Source organism: Pseudomonas sp. DTU12.3 (assembly GCF_004124275.1).
Classification (GTDB): Bacteria; Pseudomonadota; Gammaproteobacteria; order Pseudomonadales; family Pseudomonadaceae; genus Aquipseudomonas; species Aquipseudomonas helmanticensis.
Genome location: NZ_CP027218.1, coordinates 1,909,809 through 1,928,870, shown reverse-complemented (window position 1 = coordinate 1,928,870; position 19,062 = coordinate 1,909,809). Strand labels below are relative to the sequence as shown.

General features: G+C 55.8%; 19 protein-coding genes and 1 pseudogene. 13 read left to right on the top strand and 7 right to left on the bottom strand.

Annotated elements, in window-relative coordinates:
• Positions 1-56: 56 nt before the first annotated feature.
• On the bottom strand, positions 57-950 hold the full coding sequence (locus C2E19_RS08890) for a LysR family transcriptional regulator (RefSeq protein ID WP_129390691.1): 894 nt from the start codon (positions 948-950) through the stop codon (positions 57-59).
• Positions 951-1,055: 105 nt separating this feature from the next.
• Here C2E19_RS08890 and C2E19_RS08885 point away from each other — a divergent pair, with 105 nt between their 5' ends.
• Positions 1,056-2,237, top strand: a complete 1,182-nt coding sequence (locus C2E19_RS08885) for an MFS transporter (protein ID WP_129390688.1) — start codon at positions 1,056-1,058, stop codon at positions 2,235-2,237.
• Here the strand turns inward: C2E19_RS08885 and C2E19_RS08880 are convergent.
• The 3 genes from C2E19_RS08880 to C2E19_RS08865 form a co-directional block, all read right to left on the bottom strand.
• Positions 2,182-3,114: a DMT family transporter gene (locus C2E19_RS08880; protein WP_129390685.1), complete on the bottom strand. Its 933-nt coding sequence runs from the start codon at positions 3,112-3,114 to the stop codon at positions 2,182-2,184. The two genes, C2E19_RS08885 and C2E19_RS08880, sit on opposite strands and share 56 nt — an antisense overlap.
• A gap of 239 nt (positions 3,115-3,353) precedes the next feature.
• A complete protein-coding gene (locus tag C2E19_RS08875; protein ID WP_129390682.1) occupies positions 3,354-3,758 on the bottom strand; it encodes a DUF2177 family protein in 405 nt (134 codons plus the stop codon).
• Positions 3,759-3,872: 114 nt separating this feature from the next.
• Positions 3,873-4,709, bottom strand: a complete 837-nt coding sequence (locus C2E19_RS08865) for a S1 RNA-binding domain-containing protein (protein WP_129390679.1) — start codon at positions 4,707-4,709, stop codon at positions 3,873-3,875.
• A gap of 340 nt (positions 4,710-5,049) precedes the next feature.
• On the opposite strand from C2E19_RS08865, the gene C2E19_RS08860 reads away from it, so the two are divergent.
• The 3 genes from C2E19_RS08860 (at position 5,050) to C2E19_RS08850 (ending at position 7,120) form a co-directional block, all read left to right on the top strand.
• The gene (locus tag C2E19_RS08860; protein ID WP_016985943.1) at positions 5,050-5,238 is read left to right on the top strand and encodes a hypothetical protein; all 189 of its coding nucleotides are present in this window, start codon (positions 5,050-5,052) and stop codon (positions 5,236-5,238) included.
• Positions 5,239-5,456: 218 nt separating this feature from the next.
• Positions 5,457-6,173 carry a TorF family putative porin gene (locus C2E19_RS08855; protein WP_129390677.1) on the top strand — a complete coding sequence of 239 codons (717 nt, stop codon included), beginning with the start codon at positions 5,457-5,459 and terminating at the stop codon, positions 6,171-6,173.
• A 77-nt stretch (positions 6,174-6,250) separates the two neighbouring features.
• Positions 6,251-7,120: a DUF6279 family lipoprotein gene (locus C2E19_RS08850; RefSeq protein ID WP_129390674.1), complete on the top strand. Its 870-nt coding sequence runs from the start codon at positions 6,251-6,253 to the stop codon at positions 7,118-7,120.
• A gap of 77 nt (positions 7,121-7,197) precedes the next feature.
• Here C2E19_RS08850 and C2E19_RS08845 read toward each other — a convergent pair whose 3' ends face one another.
• On the bottom strand, positions 7,198-7,590 hold the full coding sequence (locus C2E19_RS08845) for a transcriptional regulator (RefSeq protein WP_129390671.1): 393 nt from the start codon (positions 7,588-7,590) through the stop codon (positions 7,198-7,200).
• 175 nt (positions 7,591-7,765) lie between these two features.
• Here C2E19_RS08845 and C2E19_RS08840 point away from each other — a divergent pair, with 175 nt between their 5' ends.
• The 5 genes from C2E19_RS08840 to C2E19_RS08820 all read left to right on the top strand — a co-directional run bounded on the left by C2E19_RS08840 (position 7,766) and on the right by C2E19_RS08820 (position 11,493).
• Entirely contained in the window at positions 7,766-8,500 is a 735-nt protein-coding gene (locus C2E19_RS08840; protein ID WP_129390668.1) for a thioredoxin family protein, read from the top strand.
• Between the two features lie 81 nt (positions 8,501-8,581).
• A complete protein-coding gene (locus C2E19_RS08835) occupies positions 8,582-9,679 on the top strand; it encodes a tetratricopeptide repeat protein (RefSeq protein ID WP_129390666.1) in 1,098 nt (365 codons plus the stop codon).
• Positions 9,680-9,759: 80 nt separating this feature from the next.
• Positions 9,760-10,035, top strand: coding sequence for a hypothetical protein (locus C2E19_RS08830; protein ID WP_129390663.1), 276 nt, complete (start codon positions 9,760-9,762; stop codon positions 10,033-10,035).
• A gap of 261 nt (positions 10,036-10,296) precedes the next feature.
• Entirely contained in the window at positions 10,297-10,881 is a 585-nt protein-coding gene (locus C2E19_RS08825) for a papain-like cysteine protease family protein (protein WP_129390660.1), read from the top strand.
• 12 nt (positions 10,882-10,893) lie between these two features.
• Entirely contained in the window at positions 10,894-11,493 is a 600-nt protein-coding gene (locus C2E19_RS08820; RefSeq protein ID WP_129390657.1) for a hypothetical protein, read from the top strand.
• A gap of 57 nt (positions 11,494-11,550) precedes the next feature.
• Here C2E19_RS08820 and C2E19_RS08815 read toward each other — a convergent pair whose 3' ends face one another.
• The gene (locus tag C2E19_RS08815; protein ID WP_129390653.1) at positions 11,551-12,891 is read right to left on the bottom strand and encodes a DEAD/DEAH box helicase; all 1,341 of its coding nucleotides are present in this window, start codon (positions 12,889-12,891) and stop codon (positions 11,551-11,553) included.
• Between the two features lie 191 nt (positions 12,892-13,082).
• Between C2E19_RS08815 and C2E19_RS08810 the strand changes: the two are divergent.
• From C2E19_RS08810 to C2E19_RS08800, 3 genes and pseudogenes are all read left to right on the top strand, one after another.
• Positions 13,083-13,784: pseudogene (locus C2E19_RS08810) on the top strand (mechanosensitive ion channel domain-containing protein); the annotation flags it as partial.
• A 399-nt stretch (positions 13,785-14,183) separates the two neighbouring features.
• Positions 14,184-15,314, top strand: a complete 1,131-nt coding sequence (locus tag C2E19_RS08805) for a site-specific integrase (RefSeq protein WP_256661290.1) — start codon at positions 14,184-14,186, stop codon at positions 15,312-15,314.
• A complete protein-coding gene (locus C2E19_RS08800; RefSeq protein ID WP_129390647.1) occupies positions 15,286-16,065 on the top strand; it encodes a hypothetical protein in 780 nt (259 codons plus the stop codon). The genes C2E19_RS08805 and C2E19_RS08800 overlap by 29 nt, the downstream gene beginning before the upstream one ends.
• A gap of 313 nt (positions 16,066-16,378) precedes the next feature.
• On the opposite strand, the gene C2E19_RS08795 is transcribed toward C2E19_RS08800, so the two are convergent.
• The gene (locus tag C2E19_RS08795) at positions 16,379-17,347 is read right to left on the bottom strand and encodes a hypothetical protein (RefSeq protein ID WP_027911651.1); all 969 of its coding nucleotides are present in this window, start codon (positions 17,345-17,347) and stop codon (positions 16,379-16,381) included.
• Positions 17,348-17,600: 253 nt separating this feature from the next.
• On the opposite strand from C2E19_RS08795, the gene C2E19_RS08790 reads away from it, so the two are divergent.
• A complete protein-coding gene (locus C2E19_RS08790; RefSeq protein WP_129390644.1) occupies positions 17,601-18,743 on the top strand; it encodes an HNH endonuclease signature motif containing protein in 1,143 nt (380 codons plus the stop codon).
• Positions 18,744-19,062 lie beyond the last annotated feature (319 nt).

Sequence of the window (19,062 nt, the reverse complement as noted above, 5' to 3'; positions counted from 1 at the left end):
TCGGCCAAATCCGCAATGATCTGTTACTGAATTGAACAGAGTCTGCCGACATTGGTTCACGCTGTTTCGCGGGTTTCGATCTGAGCCGCAGGATAGACCGCTTGCTGCACCTCAACCCAGGCGTTCAGGTTGGCGCCGACCATGCCCTTGCGCCACATGAGCCATGTTGTCGCACCCACGAATGGCTCGGCCAACGGATGCACCGCGACGCTATCGCGCCCCGGCAGACTGGCGAGCATGGACTCCGACATCAGCGCCACGCCACTGCCGGCAATCACGCAGGCGAGCATGCCCTGATACGACTCGATCTCCATCGCCCGGCCCATCGATGCGTGGTAATGCGCAAACCACGCTTCCAGGCGCATGCGGTAGGAGCAGCCGCGACGAAAGGTGAACACCGAACGCCCCTCCACATCCCGGGCACTCGTGACTGGCGGATGATCGATTTCAGTGATCAGCACCAGCCGCTCCTCGCACAACGGCACGCCATCAAGGCCGGCCAATTCCAGCGGGCCATCCACCAGCGCCGCATCCAGCCGCCCGGTGAGCAGACCTTCGAGCAACTCACCGCTCGGCGCCGACTGCACTTGCAGATTCACCGCCGGATACGCCTTGTGATAGCGCGCCAGCAACGCCGGCAAATGAATCGCCGCCGTGCTGTACATGGTGCCAAGGATAAAATCCCCCGCCGGCTGTCCACCCATCACTGCCGCACTGGCCTGATCGCGCAATGCAAACAGTTTGCCGGTGTAGTCGAGCAGGACTTTGCCCGCTGGCGATAGCTGCAAGCGCTGACGCTCGCGCAGGAACAGTTCGACGCCGAGTTGCTCTTCGAGCTGTTTGAGCCGAGTCGACAGATTCGACGGCACCCGGTGCAGGCGTTCGGCGGCACGGGTAATCGAACCCTCCTCGGCCACGGCCTGAAAAATCCGCAGTTGGCTGAACTCCACAACCTTTCTCCAGAACAGAACAAGTTACTCACTATTATTCAATTTTAAAGAAAGTCAATCAGTCCTAGCCTGACGGTCATTACAGCTTTCAACGGAAATCCGACCATGTCACCACTGACGCGCCTGTGCGCCTGCTTCGTCGCCCTGATGATGGCCATGGGCATCGGGCGTTTCGCCCTCACCCCGCAAATGCCGCACCTGCTCAGCGAAGGCCAGTTCGACCTGACTGCCGCCGGTCTGATTGCCGCGGCCAACTACCTTGGTTACCTGTTGGGCGCGGTGGATGCAATGTTCGCGCATCGCCCGCAGCAAGTGCAGCGTCGGCTGCACGGTGGGCTGTGGTTGTGCGTGCTGCTGACGCTGGCATCGTTCTGGGCTGACGGGTTCTGGTCGCACCTGGTGCTGCGCTTCGGCACCGGGGTGGCGAGTGCCTGGGTGTTGGTGATGATCACATCGTTGAGTCAGCCGCTGGCGGCGGCAGCCGGTCGTCCGAGGCTGGGTGCGCTGGTATTTGCCGGACCGGGTCTGGGGATTTTTCTCACAGGCTTGCTGGCGCTGGTCTCACACCTGCTGCAGCAGACCTCGGCGACGTTGTGGCTGATTTATGCCGTGGCCGCGTTGCTGATGCTGCTCGGGGTGTGGCGGATTCTGCCGCAACCGGTCGCCGCTGCATCAACCGTCGCGGCTCACGTCAGTCCGTCGCATCGCGGTATCGGCCGTCTGGCACTGATCTATGCGCTGTATGGCGTGGGTTACATCATCCCGGCGACGTTTCTTTCGCAAATGGCCAATGCGCAGTTTCACGGGCAATGGCAGGCCGATTTGTTCTGGCCGTGCTTTGGTTTGGGTGCAGCAATCGGTGTGTTGCTGGTGAGCTTGCGCCAACATGACCCTGAGACCACCCGGCACTGGCTGACGGCGACACTATGGCTACAAGCCGCCGGGGTGTTTGCCTGTCTGCTGGGCAGTGGCCTCGGTCTGGCACTGGGCGTAATTCTTTGCGGCACGCCGTTCCTTGCGTGCATGCAACTGGTGATGCAGCGCTCGCGAGAGCTGGCGCCGCACGCCACCCAGCGCAATGCCGGCATGCTCACCGCCTGCTTCGCCGTCGGTCAACTCAGCGGCCCCTTACTGGCGGCACTGAGCAGTCATTACAGCGGCAGTTTGCATCCGGCGTTGGTGATCGCCGGCAGCGGTTTGCTGATTGCCGGCGGCCTGGCGATGCAATCGGTCAGTGCTGGCCGAGCGCTTTGCGCAAACGCCGACGTACCCACTGCTCGGCGCTGACAAAGGTGATGCCGAGCAGCACCAGCACTGCGCCAACGACGAAGTTCAGGGTCAGTTGTTCGCCGAGCAGCAACACGCCGAAAGTGACGCCGAACAACGGCGTCATGAAGGAAAACACCGCCAGGTTGGCCGCCAGATAACGCCGCAGTAGCCAGAACCAGACCAGATAACTGAAGAACGATACGACCAGCCCCTGGAACAGCACACTGGCCACGGCCACGGGCGTCAGACTGACGTGGGTAATCTGACCGCTGAACAGTGCGATCAACAGCAGACCGACGAAGCCGACGATCAACTGATAGAACAGGGTCAATGTCACCGGCGCTTCCGACAGCCGCGAGGCACGCACCACCACGGTGGTCGCGCCCCAACAGGCACCGGCCAATACACCGAAGGCGTCGCCCAGCAGCATGCGCCGGTCGAGGTTGTCCCACGACACGCCGCCGGCGAAAGCAATCGCGATACCGATGAACGCCAGCAGAATGCCCAGCCATTGCACCGGCCGCAGGCGCTCGCTGGCCAACAGAAAGTGCACCCCCAACGCGGTAAAAATCGGTGCGGTGTAGAGGAACACCGACATATGCGCGGCAGTGGTCAGTTGCAGGCCTTCGGCAATGAAGAAGAACTCCAGACCGAACAGCGCACCGGCGAGCAAACCACCGCGCCAAGTGTTGCCGACTTGATCCCAGCCGCCCTTCCAGCAGATCAGCAGCCCGACCAGCAACGCGGAAATCCCCGAACGCGCGGCAGCCTGCATCACGGGTGCAATGTCCGGCGCGGCCCACTTGATCATCACTTGCTGCACGCCCCAGATCAGGCACAGGCCGATCATCACCTGCAAGGCAAAACGGTCGGCGTTACGCCGATCGACACTCACCGCAACACCTCGAACACACACAACATGGCAGGCCATCCAATGGTCAATAACAGTGCGGGGATTATCAATCAGTCAGACGGAAAAAGCCGTCTGGAAAAGACATTCAGTTCTTCAGTGGCGTCAGCGGTGAATGGCTGTCGGCTGCGCCGCCATTCGCTGGCAAGCCAGCTCCCACAGTTGAACGCATTCCCTTGTGGGAGCGAGCCTGCTCGCGAAGAGGCCGGCACTGCCAACACATATTACCGAGCAGACTTTCCAAACCGCCTCGACAACAAAAACCCGATGGTACAAGCCACAGCAGTGGCAAACGTCCCCCAACCCCAATCCATCAACGTCACCTGAACTGACCAGCCGCGCAGCGTCGCCCAATTGGTCAGGTCGTACGTGCCATACGCCACCAGCCCCAGCAACGCGCCCATCTTCGCCGCCCGCTGCCAACTCAGCGCCGGCAGCACCACAAACACCACGCAACCAAAAACATACAGGCAATAAAAAACCGCTGCGGGCACCAGCAGCGGTTTTTCCAGCATCAGCGAACCGAGCAGCTCGCGATAGGTCGGCGCCATCAACAGGCCGAGCCAGATGCCGTCGAGCAGCAGAAACGTCAGCAGCGTTGCAACATAGGCAATCAGTGCCTTCTTCATAGCAACTTCCTCATGTAGGAGCTGCCGCAGGCTGCGATCTTTTGATGTTGCTTTTAAAAGACAAGATCAACAGATCGCAGCCTGCGGCAGCTCCTACATCGGGCCAGCGGTGGCTCAGGTTAGTTCAATGCGATCGGCGTGGATGACGATCTTGCCTTCCTTGTACAGCGCACCGATGGCCTTCTTGAAGTTGCCTTTGCTGACACCGAACAGGCTGCTGATCAGCGCCGGATCGCTCTTGTCGCTGACCGGCAGGGTGCCGCTGTTGTCACGCAACTTGGCGAGGATCTTCGAGTTCAGGCTGCTGGCCGCTTCCTGGCCAACCGGTTGCAGGCTCAGGGCAATCTTGCCGTCGGCACGCACTTCCTTGATGTAGCCCTTCTCGCTCATGCCGGCACGCATGAACTTGAAGATTTCGTTCTTGTGAATCAAACCCCAATGCTTGTTGTTGATGATCGCCTTGAAGCCCATCTCGGTGGCTTCGGCAACCAGCAGGTCAACTTCCTGGCCCTGGCTGTAGTTGGCCGGGGTCTTGTCGAGGTAGCGATCCAGCCGCGCGGTGGCGGTAATGCGGCGGGTGTGCTTGTCGAGATAGACGTGCACCACGCAGTATTCGCCGGCGGTCATTTGCCGTTTCTCTTCGGAATACGGCAGCAACAGATCCTTCGGCAACCCCCAATCGAGGAACACGCCGATGCTGTTGACTTCAACAACTTTCAGGCTGGCAAATTCACCGACCTGAACTTTTGGTTTTTCAGTGGTAGCGAGAAGTTTGTCTTCGCTGTCCAGATAAACAAATACGTTGAGCCAGTCTTCATCTTCGCTGGGAATATCTTTAGGGATATAACGGTTGGGCAAAAGAATTTCGCCGTCGGCACCGCCGTCCAGATATAAACCGAAGTTAGTGTGTTTAACCACTTGCAAACTGTTGTAACGCCCGACTAAAGCCATTTCCAGAACCCTCATTGCGTGGGCGGCATTCTACCCGGTTTTGCCTGCAAGGTTCGCCGGCTGATCGGCGCTTTGCGGGAAATCCGCGCAAAGCCTTGAATTTTCTTGATCACTATCACACGCGCTGCCGCCCGTCAGTCGGTTATGCGCCCTCGCGGCAGATTGCCACACCGCCAGGATTCATTAGTGTTCTTATTTAAAACAGCAGGTTAGCGGGTTATTTCGAATATTGAATCGAGAATAATGCAGCACGCCGCTTGGTTATTCCGGGGGATATTTACCAAGCAATTGTCAAGTTATTCCTGTACGATGCCTGGCCGAGTTACTTTTCTACAGGTTAATGGCCGCCATGCGTGTAAAAGCATCCACCAGCAAAGCAAAGCCAGCTCCAGCCGTTGAAACCAGCGAATCGATCAACGATCAGATCGCAGCGTTCCTCAAGTCCGGCGGCGAGATCCAGCAAATTGCCAAAGGCGTCAGTGGCCAGACGTTCGGCCCGTCCAAGCAGATCAGCCTGGGCAAGAAGTAACACCCGGTTTTACACCCGTCCAGAGGCGCTTTGAGCTTCGAAGCGCCTGGACTGGCACCGCGAAACACCCTCCCCGCTTTAAACAAATCAAATACCGAAAATTCTGAAAATCGACGAACGGCCATCAATGCCGAACATTCGCCGGTATCCTTGCACGCGTCTGGATCAAGCGTTTCAGCAGGCCCGCCGTCCTGCGCTCGCTGTTCATGGAGTGACGCATGCGTAAAACATCCTGTTTATTTCTCGTTGGCCTGTTGGCCGGCCCGACCGCACACGCGCAGGTTTTCCAGCGTGAAATGGGTGACTTCGACCTCAAGCTCGGCACCACGCCAACGCGCAGCATGGCCCAGGGCCTAGTCAAACCCTCGGCGGCCGGTTCGTTTCATGGCGGCCTCGATCTGAGCCACGACAGCGGCCTCTATGTCGGCCAATACGCACCGAGCATGGGCATCACGCCGGGCAAGAATCTCGAAATCGATTCCTACGTCGGTTTTAAACAACCCTTCGATCAAACCCTCGGCTACGAAGTCGGCATGATCCACTACAGCTATCCCAGCGTGGAAACCCTCGACAGCCAGGAGCTGTTCGGTGGCCTGACTCTGCTCGGCAGCCGTTTCGGCGTGGCTTTGAGCAACGACCCGGATAAACAGAACAACACCCTGTTTGCCGACCTTGGCGGCAATCAGCCGTTCGGCATTGGCGTCAGCATGAAATACACCACCCACCAATTGAACACGCCAGTCGCCGTGGACGGTGGTTATGTCAGCAGTTTCACCGATTGGTCAGTACAACTGTCGCGGCCGTTCATGGGCGTCGACCTTGACCTGATCTACAGCAACTCCAGCCTCAGCGGCAGCGATTGCTCGGCCTATTCCGGGCACAACAGCCAATGCGACGGCCTCGTCACCCTCAAGGCCGAACGCGCGTTCTATTGATCGGCTGAACTGCCGCGCGCATCCTGCATCACATAAGAATCAGACTTTCGAAGCCAGGCCAACGCAAGGATTCGCCCATGTCTCGCTGGTTCAAACACATTGCCGTTCTGCTGACGTTTACCCTCGCCCTCGGCGCCTGCAGCCGTGTCGGCCTCGCCTATCGCAACCTCGACGTGATCATTCCCTGGACGCTCAGCGACTACGTGGACATGAACGGCGAGCAGAAAGACTGGTTCAACGAGCGTCTCAAGGAACACCTCACTTGGCATTGCACCACGCAACTGCCGGGCTATCTCGATTGGCTCGATCGCCTGCAAACGATGGTCGAGAGCAATCAGGTCACCGACGCCGCACTGCAGGCGCGGACGGCGGAGGCCAAACAAGCCATCGCCGAAACCGCGAAGGAAATCACCCCGTCGGCCATCCAATTGCTGCAAGGCCTGGACGACAAGCAGGTGGCCGAAATGAATGATGCGTTTGCCAAGGATTTGCGCAAACGCCAGCAGGAATACCTCAAGCCCCCGCTGAATCAACAAATCGCCGAGCGCGGCGCACGCATGGACAAGCGCTTGAACGACTGGCTCGGACCATTGAGCGCAACTCAGGAACAACGAGTGATGGCCTGGTCGACCGCTTTGGGTGATCAGAATACGCAATGGATCGCCAACCGTGAGCATTGGCAGAAGCAATTCAGCGCCGCCGTGGCGCAGCGCAAAAGTCCCGAATTTCCAAAGAGAATCGAGACGCTGCTGGTCAATCGCGAAAGCTTGTGGACAGCCGATTACCGCAAGGCCTACGCCGATACTGAAGCGCAGGCGCGCGCGCTGGCGGTGGATTTAATGGCCGAGAGTACGCCGCAACAGCGGCAGCGGTTGTTGAAGAAGATCGAGGGGGTGCGTAAGGACTTCAATGACCTGAAATGCCTCAAGGCCGTGAAGCAGAATTAGAAGATCAAAAGATCGCAGCCTTCGGCAGCTCCTACAGAGATCCGTGTAGGAGCTGCCGCAGGCTGCGATCTTTTGATTCAGGCGATCTGGGCTTTTGAGGCCACTTGGTCAAATGTCGCCTCGGCCAGCGCATCTTCCTGCTCATCCAGCACCTGACGCGGATGGTCATTGCCGGGAATGCTGCTGTCGATCAGGCTCAGCAGGCTCGAACCGCGTTGCGTCAGGACAAAATTGTTGCCGGTGCTGCCCTCTTCATCCGGACGCGGCGCGATGTAGCCACGCAACAACAGCAAGCGTTCATAGTCGCAGGCCAGCGTTTTCAGATGGTCAAGGTTGTCGATCGGCTCGCCGGCGCTGGCTTTCGCTGCGGCATAGTCTTCGGCGTAGGCACGAGGGGCAAAACTATGGCCGGCGCTGTTTTGCACTTCATGCAGCAAGCGCTCAATCAAATCCCAGTTATAAGTCGTCATCCTGATTCAACCTCCGGTGCGCGTGATTTATGGCGCGTTCATAGGTTGTGACCGGAGCCGCTCGCAGCCGTTCAGCCGCATGTTGCGCGACGACCGACCGGCGGTCTGTCGATTTGCCGGAGGGTTAAACGACTAGTCTGAAACAGACGGTTTCAACCCCGCAGGAGAAATCATCATGAACGTTGAGAATCATCCGGTGGTATCGCGCGAAGAATGGCTCGCCGCCCGCAAACAACATCTCGCCGACGAAAAAGCCTTCACCCAACAACGCGACCGCCTCAGCGCCCAACGTCGCGCGTTGCCATGGCTGAAAGTCGACAAGGATTACCATTTTCAAGGCCCGAGCGGCGAATTGAAACTGGCCGATCTGTTCGGCAAACACAGCCAGTTGATCGTTTACCACTTCATGTTTGCCAAGGATTGGCAGGAGGGTTGTCAGGGCTGCTCTTTCCTCAGTGACCATATCGATGGCGCCAACCAGCATCTGGCGCATCACGACATTGCACTGGTGGCTGTGTCCCATGCGCCATTCAACGAGTTTCAGGCGTTCAAACAACGGATGGGCTGGAAATTCGACTGGGTGTCGTCAGAAGGCTGCGACTTCAACTATGACTTCGGCGTGTGCGCCCGTGCCGACGATGTCGCGGCGGGAACGGCTACCTACAACTACGAAAAAACTGACAGTGCCGAGGAAGAAATGCCCGGGCTGAGCGTGTTCTATCGCGACGCAAATGGCGACATCTTCCATACCTATTCAACCTATGCCCGTGGTCTCGACATGCTGGTCGGCGCCTACAACTACCTCGACCTCACGCCCAAGGGCAGGAATGAAGACGAGATCATGGAGTGGGTTCGGCATCATGATCGATACGAGACGCAGCCCCCCTCCGGTTGCTGTCATAGCAAATAGCCTGATTGTGCGTATGGTGCTGGTCGCAAGCACGATCAGCGCCGCTATAATCCGCGCTCCTCCCAAACATGAACGGCTGCCATGTATCGTCGTCTCGCTCTGATTCTGTTCGCCTGTTTCGCTCTCGTACTCATCAGCATTCCAGTATTTTTCGTCAAGACGTCTTACAGCCCGGCGACGCTGATTGCGTCGGCGTATCAGGAAGGCATTTTTGGCAAACCTGATCCGGCGAAAGCCACTGAATGGTTCCGCTACGCGGCCAACAAGGGCGATCCCATTAGCGAATACCAGTTGGCAAGACGGCTTCAGTACGGGCAAGGCGTCGAAATCGACACCGTGGCCGCGCGTAAACTGTTCACTCACTCAGCCGACCAGGGTTATGCACCGGCTCAGCACTTCATGGCGCTGTTGGCGCTCGCCGGGATTGATGAGCCACAGGACTTTGTCAAAGCGGCCCACCTTTTATCGTTGGCAGCAGCACAAGGTTATGCGAACTCGCGAGTCGAACTGGGCTACCTGTATCGATCAGGAACTGGGGTAAAACAGGACCCTGCCCGAGCATTCGAACTGGCTGAAAAAGCCGCGGCCCAGGGAAATGACCGCGGGATCACGTTGTTGGCAACGATCTATCTCTTTGGTGAAGGCATTCCCCAGGATCAGAAAAAAGCCATCGAACTGCTGCAGCAGGCGGCGGCACTCGGCGAAGATCAAGCCGAGGAAATGCTCGGTGGTGCTGCGCTGAACGGGATCGGCTCGCCAAAAAACACCGCGACCGCGCTGCAGTGGTATACCAAAGCGGCGGAGCATGGCCGCAAGACCGCGCAGTTTGTGTTGGGCCTGCTCTATTCGGGGCAGGACGGCGGCCCCAATCGGTTGTCCAGCCATTGGTATCTCCAGGCGGCCCTTCAGGGACATGCCGTTTCTCAAGTCACACTGGCTGCCCGTCTCGACAATGGTTTGGGTTTCAGCAAAAGCAAAACCAAGGCATGCGCCATGTTGCGAGTAGCGCTCAAACAAGACCTGCCCGACAATATTCGTCAGCCCATGCAGCAGCAACTGAAAACCGAAGAAGGGGTTTTGAGTTCGCAGCAACTTGATGAGGTGGCGTCGCTGGAAGTACTTTATTCGACCCCGGAAGGCATGAAGCAACTTGAAGGCGAGTTGGTGAAACAAGGCTGAGCCGTCTATCCCAGTGAACTTTTTTGCTCATTGCAGCCTCAACCGGTTAACCCGCCTTAACCGGAACTGAGGCCCTCCCCATGAAAACCCTGATCAAGCTCACTCTCGCCGCCACTCTTGCCTGTGCCCTGCCCGTCTGGGCCTGTACGCCGGAAGAGGCCACCGCCAAACGCGAACAACTGGCCAAGGAAGTTGCCAAGCTCACCGAACAGAATCCGGCCAAGGCCAAGGAGATCAATGCCGAGTTGCAGAAGATGGATCTGGGCACGGCCAGTGCGGATTTGCCGGACAAGTGCCAATTGATTGATCAGCGGTTGAAAGAGCTGGATTCGGCCGAGAAAAAAACCGAGGGCTAATAGCAAAATCAAAAGATCGCAGCCTGCGGCAGCTCCTACACAAACCACGGAGGAGCTGCCGCAGGCTGCGATCTTTTGACTTTGAAAATGCATAAATGCATTTATTTATTTGCACAAACGCATATTCATGGCTAGGGTTACATCGAGCAAGGAGATCGGCACCCGCTATCGGAGATGGCAACCCTTTAACGCCGATCGCTCTGTAATACCGCAACACCCACACAAGCTGGACGCTTGTTTTCATTCATGGAGGATTGAAAAATGCTAACCACTGAAGCAACACACTTTACCGCCGAGACACTGCCAGGATGTCTGCTTGGCCGATTGCTCGACCCGCAACTGGTCGAGGTCGAAGCGGCTGAAAAAATCAGCGCCCTCGCCGCTGGCAGTCTCAACTTCAACATGCAGCAACAGACTCAGACCAACTGGTGCTGGGCCGCCGTTTCCGCCTCGGTCGGCAACTATTACGGCACCGGCAACTGGACTCAGTGCGGTGTCGCCAGCACCCAGCTGGACCGTAACTGCTGCAATCAGCCGGGGCCGTGCAACGTCTACGGCTACCTGGATTCCGCTCTGCAAACCACCCGCAGCTACAACGGCATGAATCAGGGTTCGCTGCAGATGTCGGCCATCCAGAACCAGATCAGCATGGGCCGCCCGGTCGGTCTGCGCTGCGCCTGGTACGGCGGCGGCGCGCATTTCCTGACGATCTACGGCACCAACGGCGATTACGTTTTGGTCGCCGACTCGATCTACGGCTATTCGACGCGTGCGCTGAATGCCTTTCCCCGTGCTTACAACGGCGGCGGCAACTGGACTCATACCTACTTCACCGTGAAAAACTAGGAGGGCGACATCATGCAACTGACTTATCCAAAGGCGCCTTCCAACGGCGTACAGACTTTGCGCCCGGCGCTGCAAGCCGCGCTGCAAACCCAGGGTTTTGGTGCCAATCGGCAGTTCGCCAATGCGGCGCCGGCGAAGATCAGTCTCAGCGAGGCCTATCGAGGCTATTCGCTCAGTCTGGATGACCTGAGCAACGGCAAAGGGCTGAAAGACGCACGAATCGGCGACTGGCATTATTTGGTGTTTGCCGATGGCGTAACGATTGCCGATGCGCAACTGGCCGAGGTTCGCGGGCATGTCGAGTTCGCCTCGTTGAACCATGGCGATCACGCCGCCGCTGCGGTAGGTGCGCTGAAACTGGCGGAACAAGCACCGCAGCTCCAGGGCAAAACCGTCGAACTGCGCGTGCTGTTCGTTTCGGCGCTGCACGTTGTCGCGATCTGGCTGCATGGCGACGGTGAGGATGTGCTGATCCCGATCGAACCGACGCCGAAAGCATTCGGGGTCATGCAGCTGCACGGCGAAGCGGCATTGCTCGCTGCCTTGAAACCGGCAGCTGATCAAGCCAAGCGACGCTTCGACGCGGACACCAGCGGTCAACTCGGCAATTGATGGAGGAAAAAAAAACCCGGACATTGTCCGGGTTTTTTTATGCACGCTTGAAACGCCTTACTCAGCCGCAGGCTCTGCTGGCTTGCGGCGCTTGAGCGGTGCCATGCCGTCGCTGCTGACCAACGAGTCCGGCTTCGGACGGTTGGCGCTCTTGCGCTTGGTCGGCGTCTTGGCGGCAGTTTTCTTCTTGTCGCCCTTGGCGTCGGTCTTTTTCTTCTTCACGCCAACGGCTTTGCCCGAGGCCTTGACCTTCTTCGGCCCGCCGTAGACGCCTTTGACTTCCTTGATGGTGCGGCGCTCGAAGCTCTGCTTCAGGTAGCGCTCGATGCTCGACATCAGGTTCCAGTCACCGTGGCAGATCAGCGAGATCGCCAGGCCGTCGTTGCCGGCACGACCGGTACGACCGATGCGGTGCACGTACTCGTCGCCGCTGCGTGGCATGTCGAAGTTGATCACCATGTCCAGACCATCAACGTCCAGACCACGGGCGGCAACGTCAGTGGCCACGAGAATCTTCACGCCGCCTTGCTTCAGACGGTCGATCGCCAGTTTGCGATCCTTCTGGTCTTTCTCGCCGTGCAGCACGAACGCTTTGTATTCCTGAGCCACCAGGCGGCCGTAGATGCGGTCGGCCATGGCGCGGGTGTTGGTGAAGATGATCGCCTTCTGATACGTCTCGTTGGCCAGCAGCCAGTTCACGATCTGCTCTTTGTGCTGATTGTGGTCGGCGGTGATGATTTGCTGACGGGTGGTCGAGTTCAGCTGGCTGACCGCGTTGAGCTGCAAGTGCTCAGGGTTGTTCAGCACCTTGGCGATCATCTCGCGCAGGCCGGAACCACCGGTGGTGGCCGAGAACAGCATGGTCTGCTGACGGTTCGGGCATTCGTCGACCAGACGCTGGACGTCTTCAGAGAAGCCCATGTCGAGCATGCGGTCGGCTTCGTCGAGCACCAGTACTTCGACTTCTTTCAGGTCGAGGTTGCCGGCGTTGAGTTGCTCGATCATGCGGCCCGGGGTGCCGATGAGGATGTCCGGCACTTTGCGCAGCATCGCGGCCTGAACCTTGAAGTCTTCACCGCCGGTGATCAGGCCGGACTTGATGAAGGTGAACTGTGCGAAGCGTTCAACTTCCTTCAAAGTCTGCTGGGCCAGCTCGCGGGTCGGCAGCAGGATCAGCGTCTTGATGCTGACGCGGACCTTGGCCGGGCCGATCAGGCGATTGAGGATCGGCAGAACGAAAGCGGCGGTCTTGCCGCTACCGGTTTGCGCAGTCACCCGCAAATCACGCCCTTGGAGCGCCAGCGGAATGGCCGCGGCTTGCACAGGCGTTGGCTCGACAAATTTCAGCTCGGCCACAGCTTTAAGCAGGCGTTCGTGCAGGGCGAATTGGGAAAACACGGGTGCTACCTCGAAGATATGCAAAAAAACAGCTGCATAGGTTACCGGTTTCGAGCGCTCAGGCCGAGTTTCTTTATGCAAACGGACGCAATCAGTGGCTTTTTTGTTGCTCGATTTGTCTCCAACGGTAATACACCGCGTCTTAAATGCTCTAATCGCCCATCGCGTCTTACAGAAGAATCGTTGCTCATATGGATTTCAAACAGCTCTGGCTCAACGCCCAGGACCTCTGGGGCACTCTCGAACAGCATCCGCTCTTGCAGGCCGGTCTGGCTCTGACGGTGTTGCTGGTCATCGCGTTACTGCTCGGACGAGTGGCGCGCTATCTGATCCTGCACGCCAGTCGCATGCTCGGTCGCCAGCCGGCGCTGCACTGGATCAATGATTTTCGCCACAACAAGGTGTTTCAGCGCCTGGCGCAGATGACTCCGTCGCTGGTGATCCAGTTCGGCCTGCATCTGGTGCCGGAACTGAGCAAGACCGCCATGACCTTCCTCGGCAACGTGGCGTTGTCGTTCACCATTCTGTTTCTGCTGCTGTCGGTCAGCGCCCTGCTCAATGCACTGCTCGACATCTATGCACGCACTGAGCATGCGCGCACACGCTCGATCAAAGGCTATGTGCAACTGGCGAAAATGGTTTTGTACGTGTTCGGCGCGATCATCATCGTCGCGACATTGATCGACCGCTCGCCGCTGTTGTTGCTTTCGGGTCTGGGCGCGATGTCGGCGGTGATTCTGTTGGTCTACAAGGACACTTTGTTGTCGTTCGTCGCCAGTGTGCAGTTGACCAGCAACGACATGCTGCGGGTTGGCGACTGGATCGAAATGCCGCAAGTCGGCGCCGATGGCGACGTGGTCGACATCACCCTGCACACAGTCAAGGTGCAGAACCACCCGTGAGCTCCGCTCGTTTGACAGAACCTGTGAGCTGAACTTGAATGGACACGTACCCTCCATTCTGGTCGCAGCCATGCAAACGCAAGATGCCAACCAACAAGGTCACTACCTAAAATCACGTTGAAAAATGTGCCGCTCTGGGAGCCGTGTGCCCACGCTGACGCCACTGAGTGGATATGCCCAGATACCCATACTGTTGCCGCCGCCCCGGATGAACCATACCCCGTACGCCCCATTCACCTGACGGAAGCTAACTGTCCCCATCTCCATGTAATCCTTCAACCCGACGGCGCGCTATGGCGAGAGGGCAGTCTCTACCTATTTGAGAGAATCACCGAGAGGGGAGACAAGGAAGCCACCGTCTCCAGTGCAGCGACCGATCTTTGCGACTTCATGAACAAGCTTCTTGTCCATGGAAGAGACTTTCTTGACTTTGATGGCGCTAAATTCAAGCGACCCACATACTTTTACAAGTCTGAGTTAAAAAAGCATATCAGCTCCGGCGAACGCAGTAGAAGCTATTGCAATCGGGAACTAGGTGCAGTTCAAGGCATGTATCGCTGGCTTGTTAACACGCGCGGATTCAAGCCTAAGCAAGATATGTGGGAGAGCAAGTCACGCTTCGTCAATTACGTTGACAGGCACGGAGTCCTTCAAACGAAAGAAGTGATCAGCACCGACCTCCTCTTCAGGAACACGAAAAGCGTAGCGACCGGTCGTTTCATCCAAGACGGCGCGAAGTTGAAGCCGATCTCCAGGGACAACCAACAGCATTTGCTGGATGCGTTGATAGCTCTTCAAAATCCTGAAATGCTTTTAGCCCACCTCGTGGCCCTCACTTCGGGAATGAGGGTTCAGTCGGTCTTGACGCTTAGACACAGCTCCGTGAAAAGAGGGGTAGGACAACCAGGTGACAAGCACAAATTCGCGCTCTACGGAATAGAGATGGGTAGGGGGCATCCCGTTGAAGCGAAGAATGGCAAAGAGCAAACAGTGTTACTTCCTGCATGGATGCACAACCTTCTGGAAATATACATTAACTCTCCACGCCACCAGACAAGAGCCAAGCTTTCACCCATCCAGAACCCGGACGACCAATATGTGTTCCTGACTCGGACAGGTAAGCCATACTATGTGGCAGAAGCCGACCAAAAGCTTTTCAACTTCAGCAATGAAAAAGGTTCTGCTCTACGACAGTTTTGCAAAAAAGTGATAGCTCATGTGCAGATGAAGGACAAGGACTTCACATATCACCTGCATGACCTGAGAGCAACATTTGGCATGAACCTACTTAACGACGATATGAAAAAAAGGGACGAAGGCAAAATGAACCAACTTGAAATCCTAGACCATCTAAAAAATAGATTAAATCACGAGGACATTAACGTGACCATGAATTATTTACGGTTCTATGACGAGAACCCTGAACTCCAACAAGCTCAGTCAGACTTCGAAGTACATCTCGAAAGTCTGGTTCGAACGGAAATGCGAAGCCATGAAAAACTCAGGCCGGATCTGCCATGAAATTTTCGCCCATGAAATCTCTCAGGACGAGTTTCAAAACCAAATTGATAGTGCCCCTATCCAAAATCTCATGCTTCACTGCGAGTCTGATCGCAAGCTTGATATCGGGGCGTTGTGCTACGAAAAGAAAAACTACCAGAGTCGGTTTTCGCCCAAGCCGGTAGATCTCAGTACTCTGCGTAATGAGCGCATCGAGCCACTGCGCGCCTGGTGCTCCCAGAACGGTGCAACCTTTCATGAAGAAGGTTCCGGATATAGTCTCTATCAATCAGGGAGCGAACTTGCGCGCCTGTGTGTTTGGTGCGACGAGAATGGTCACGAGAATTTTTTAGTCGATCCCGTGGCTTACAAGTCAGCCCTGGATAGCTTTACTGCCTATCTGGAGAACAGCCGAAGATCTAATTCCATTGGCGTGTACACTGCAAATAGGCTGCAAGCACAAGCAATCATGTGTGGGAACATCTTCTTCCCTGGCGCACCTTTAAACTTCCGTGCAGATCTACTAATAATCTCCAGTCCTCGTGGCGAAAAAAATAGCACTCGAACGCCATCGAAGGAGGAAATGGCAGCGCATTTGACTTCCTGCCAATACATATTCGATGGCTTAACGGATTTCTTGGTAGAAGCACGGCCATTCCCACACCGCGTCCCATACAATGACACTTACGCACTCATTTCGCCGGTAGAATTTCCTATCATCACCCCAAACATGGCAACACAAGACAGACAGAGCTTGTGCAATTTGAAGTAGGGTTATGGCCCTCAAAAGCGAGGGCCAATTTCGATGCTTACCGCTTGTGCATGCTGTTGGCGGAGTTGACAAGAAGCAGGATTGTCGAGGCGGCCATGTGAAGCGTGTAGTGCACGATGTGAGGCTCTACGGTCTTCACCTCAAAGCCCTGACCATGCCCTCAGTCATTATTTCGAATGGCTAGCACCGTCTTCCTTGAGAACTTCCAACAGGTCACCGTACATATCGCCTAAGCATCGGCCCACTCCCAGTCATCCTCCATGCATGGCTCGCGAGCAAACGGCTGACGATAACCGGCAGCCAAACGAACCCTCTATTGCACTAAAGGTGGCTGGAATAATTTCCTCACCTTATCCATCAGTTGGGCATCGCAAAACCTTTCCATGTCCAAAGTGGAAATCAGGGCTTGAATCTGGGCTTCGCTTCCGAGCTCAAATGACATGATTTTTTCAATCTGCTCTGGCGTCAAATAACGCGCTAAGTACTGGAATGGGTTAAGACCCAGGGGCAAGTGGCCCAATATCATATTCCAGCTCATCCTTCGATTTAGACCGTCATGAATTCGCTTGTATTCAAAATACCGCTTCAGGATCTCAGCATAACTTACTAGCACCACGCCCTTATGCCATTCATAGAAAGCCTTCACCTGCTTGGCGTACTCAGCCAATGTGGCGCCAACATCAATAAATTTCTCAGAACTTTCGATGAATGCTTTAGCGTCAGACGTCCACCGGCCCCAAGCCAGTAGATCCTCACGGGTCACGACGAATCGTGCGATGCGACTTCCTTTCTCAAAATCGTAGTCAATCCTCCAGTTAGCCTCAGCAATTCGCCAATGAGAATTATAGTTCCGAAGATCTTGAAGAAACTTATGCAGCCCGGGAGTGGAAAAGCACGCCCCCAATTTTTCAGTAAATCCCGCCACAGGATGTTTCTTGTGAAACACCCTTGAAACCTCAACCAACGCCATCACGGATGTCGTGGAATAAAATAGCTTTCTCTTTACCTCCCTGGTGAAATGCTCGGCATTCGTCCTATTGGTCGGTTCCCAAAAGCCAGGATCTTGTGTTTTTTGCGCAAACAAATTAATTATCTGAAACAAGTCCTCCGCACTACTTTTAAATATCCAGACAGTATCATCTAGTTCTTTAATTGCCTGCCAGAGCTGTCCCCCCTCGGTCTCCTCGATCGAAATCCGAGCATCCGTAAACTTATGCATGATCGCAGAACGGATATCGTCGACAGACCATGGCTCAGGAATAGTATCGAGATGACGACTCATAGAATCCTAATCAAATGTTTGTGTGCTTTGCGATCAGCTTACACCTGAATAGTGCCCACGCAACATCTGGCACCTCTCTGGAGTTTTACTGAGCAGATTCCCTACGGATAACAACCATTAGCTGAGCGGTAGGCCGGGGGCAAGGTTTTTTTGCCTAGACCAGCATGCATCATGAGGAAAACTGTTCAGATCCATTGACTTCCTGGATCTGGGAAAGCGAAGCTGCAGACGGGTCGTGCGTGAGGTAACACCGATGAAATCGAATCGAACTGAGCTTGCGTTGATTGCACGCGGTATCAACAGCGATCTGGCAAGACAGCTACGCCTTCAGGGCCTGCACCTGAAAAAGCTTCAACTGATGCCCCTTCCTGAACTGGAGCGTATAGGGCTCAGCGTCGAGGACATCGCCTCCGTGCAAAAGGGTGCAAGACCCCCCATCCCCTTAGCCGATCTTATCAAAGTGCTGTTCGCCAATCGTTGGTTGTGTTGTGTATGCCGAGATTCTAGCCAGCCGATCGTCGTTCATCACATTCATCCCTGGGCCGAGAGTCGCGACCACTCGCCAACCAACCTGGCGGTTCTCTGTAGCCCTCACCACAGTGAGGCACACACCATGCGCGCCCTCAATGTGAGCCTTTCAGATGAACGCCTCACTGGGTTGAAGGCCAGATGGGAAGCGGATGTTCAGCGACTGGATCGTCTCGACTTGCACAAGGCAACTCAAAGTCAGGGATGCCACTGGTGGTATTTCAATCACCTGAGGTTATTCGAGATGGCTGAAGAAGGCGGCGTCGCTTTTTCTAGCCTTCCGGGCTACACGGAAACCTTGGAAGCGGATTCCATTACCAAGCAAGGTATGGCCGTCAAAAACACATCAGAAAGATACCTACACAGTGGTGCCGGCGCTCGCCACCTCTATCTCTACATGACCCATATGCTCACAGCGGTGCTGAGGGGTAGCGTCGTAAGAAACATTTCAGACGAGCTAGACCGGGGAAAACTGTCGGCCTGGATAGTCGAGGGTGATCTAATCCTCGTGCAGGGCCGTTATAGTTTTGGTGAGTGTGGCCCTGCAACAGTCAACAGTGACCCAGTAATAGGAAAGCGCTGTGTAAATAGTGTTGAGATTCAATTTGTCCTTGACCGGAACGAAGGAACTTCCGTATCAGCACGCTCACTATGGCTGAAAGGATCAATAGAGGTCGCCTGCCTGATTAAGGTCAACCGTCGTGAGCGGGTCATGCAGAAAATGGTAATCACCGGCACTGTCTTGGCCATAAGGAATGCTCACCCTGACCTCAAAACTAGAGATTACGATATAAACCTGTATAAATCTGGTCTCGCGGGTATAGTTTGCAGTGAAGACGATGAAGACAATGAGGACGACTTAATTTAAGCCTGTGAAATGATTCGCCTACCGTTTCTAACTATCTCAGGCCAGCTTTCGAGAAACCGCTTCCTACCCAAGCTCCGGCAAGAACGGTGGCGGTTTAGGTAGACGGGATCGACAATAAGCGAGCGGTAAACGCCAGGCGTACTCGATGCTCATCAACGCTGACGTGTAGCCTGATAAACGATAACCCAGCACATAGCTCCAACATATTCATCGCCGCCTTCTTCGATGAATATTTTGTACGCTTCGCCAATCGTGCCCCCTGGCCGCTCATTTCCAGCGTTCCGCAGGAAGCCATCCCAATTTAGGATTAACAATCTGG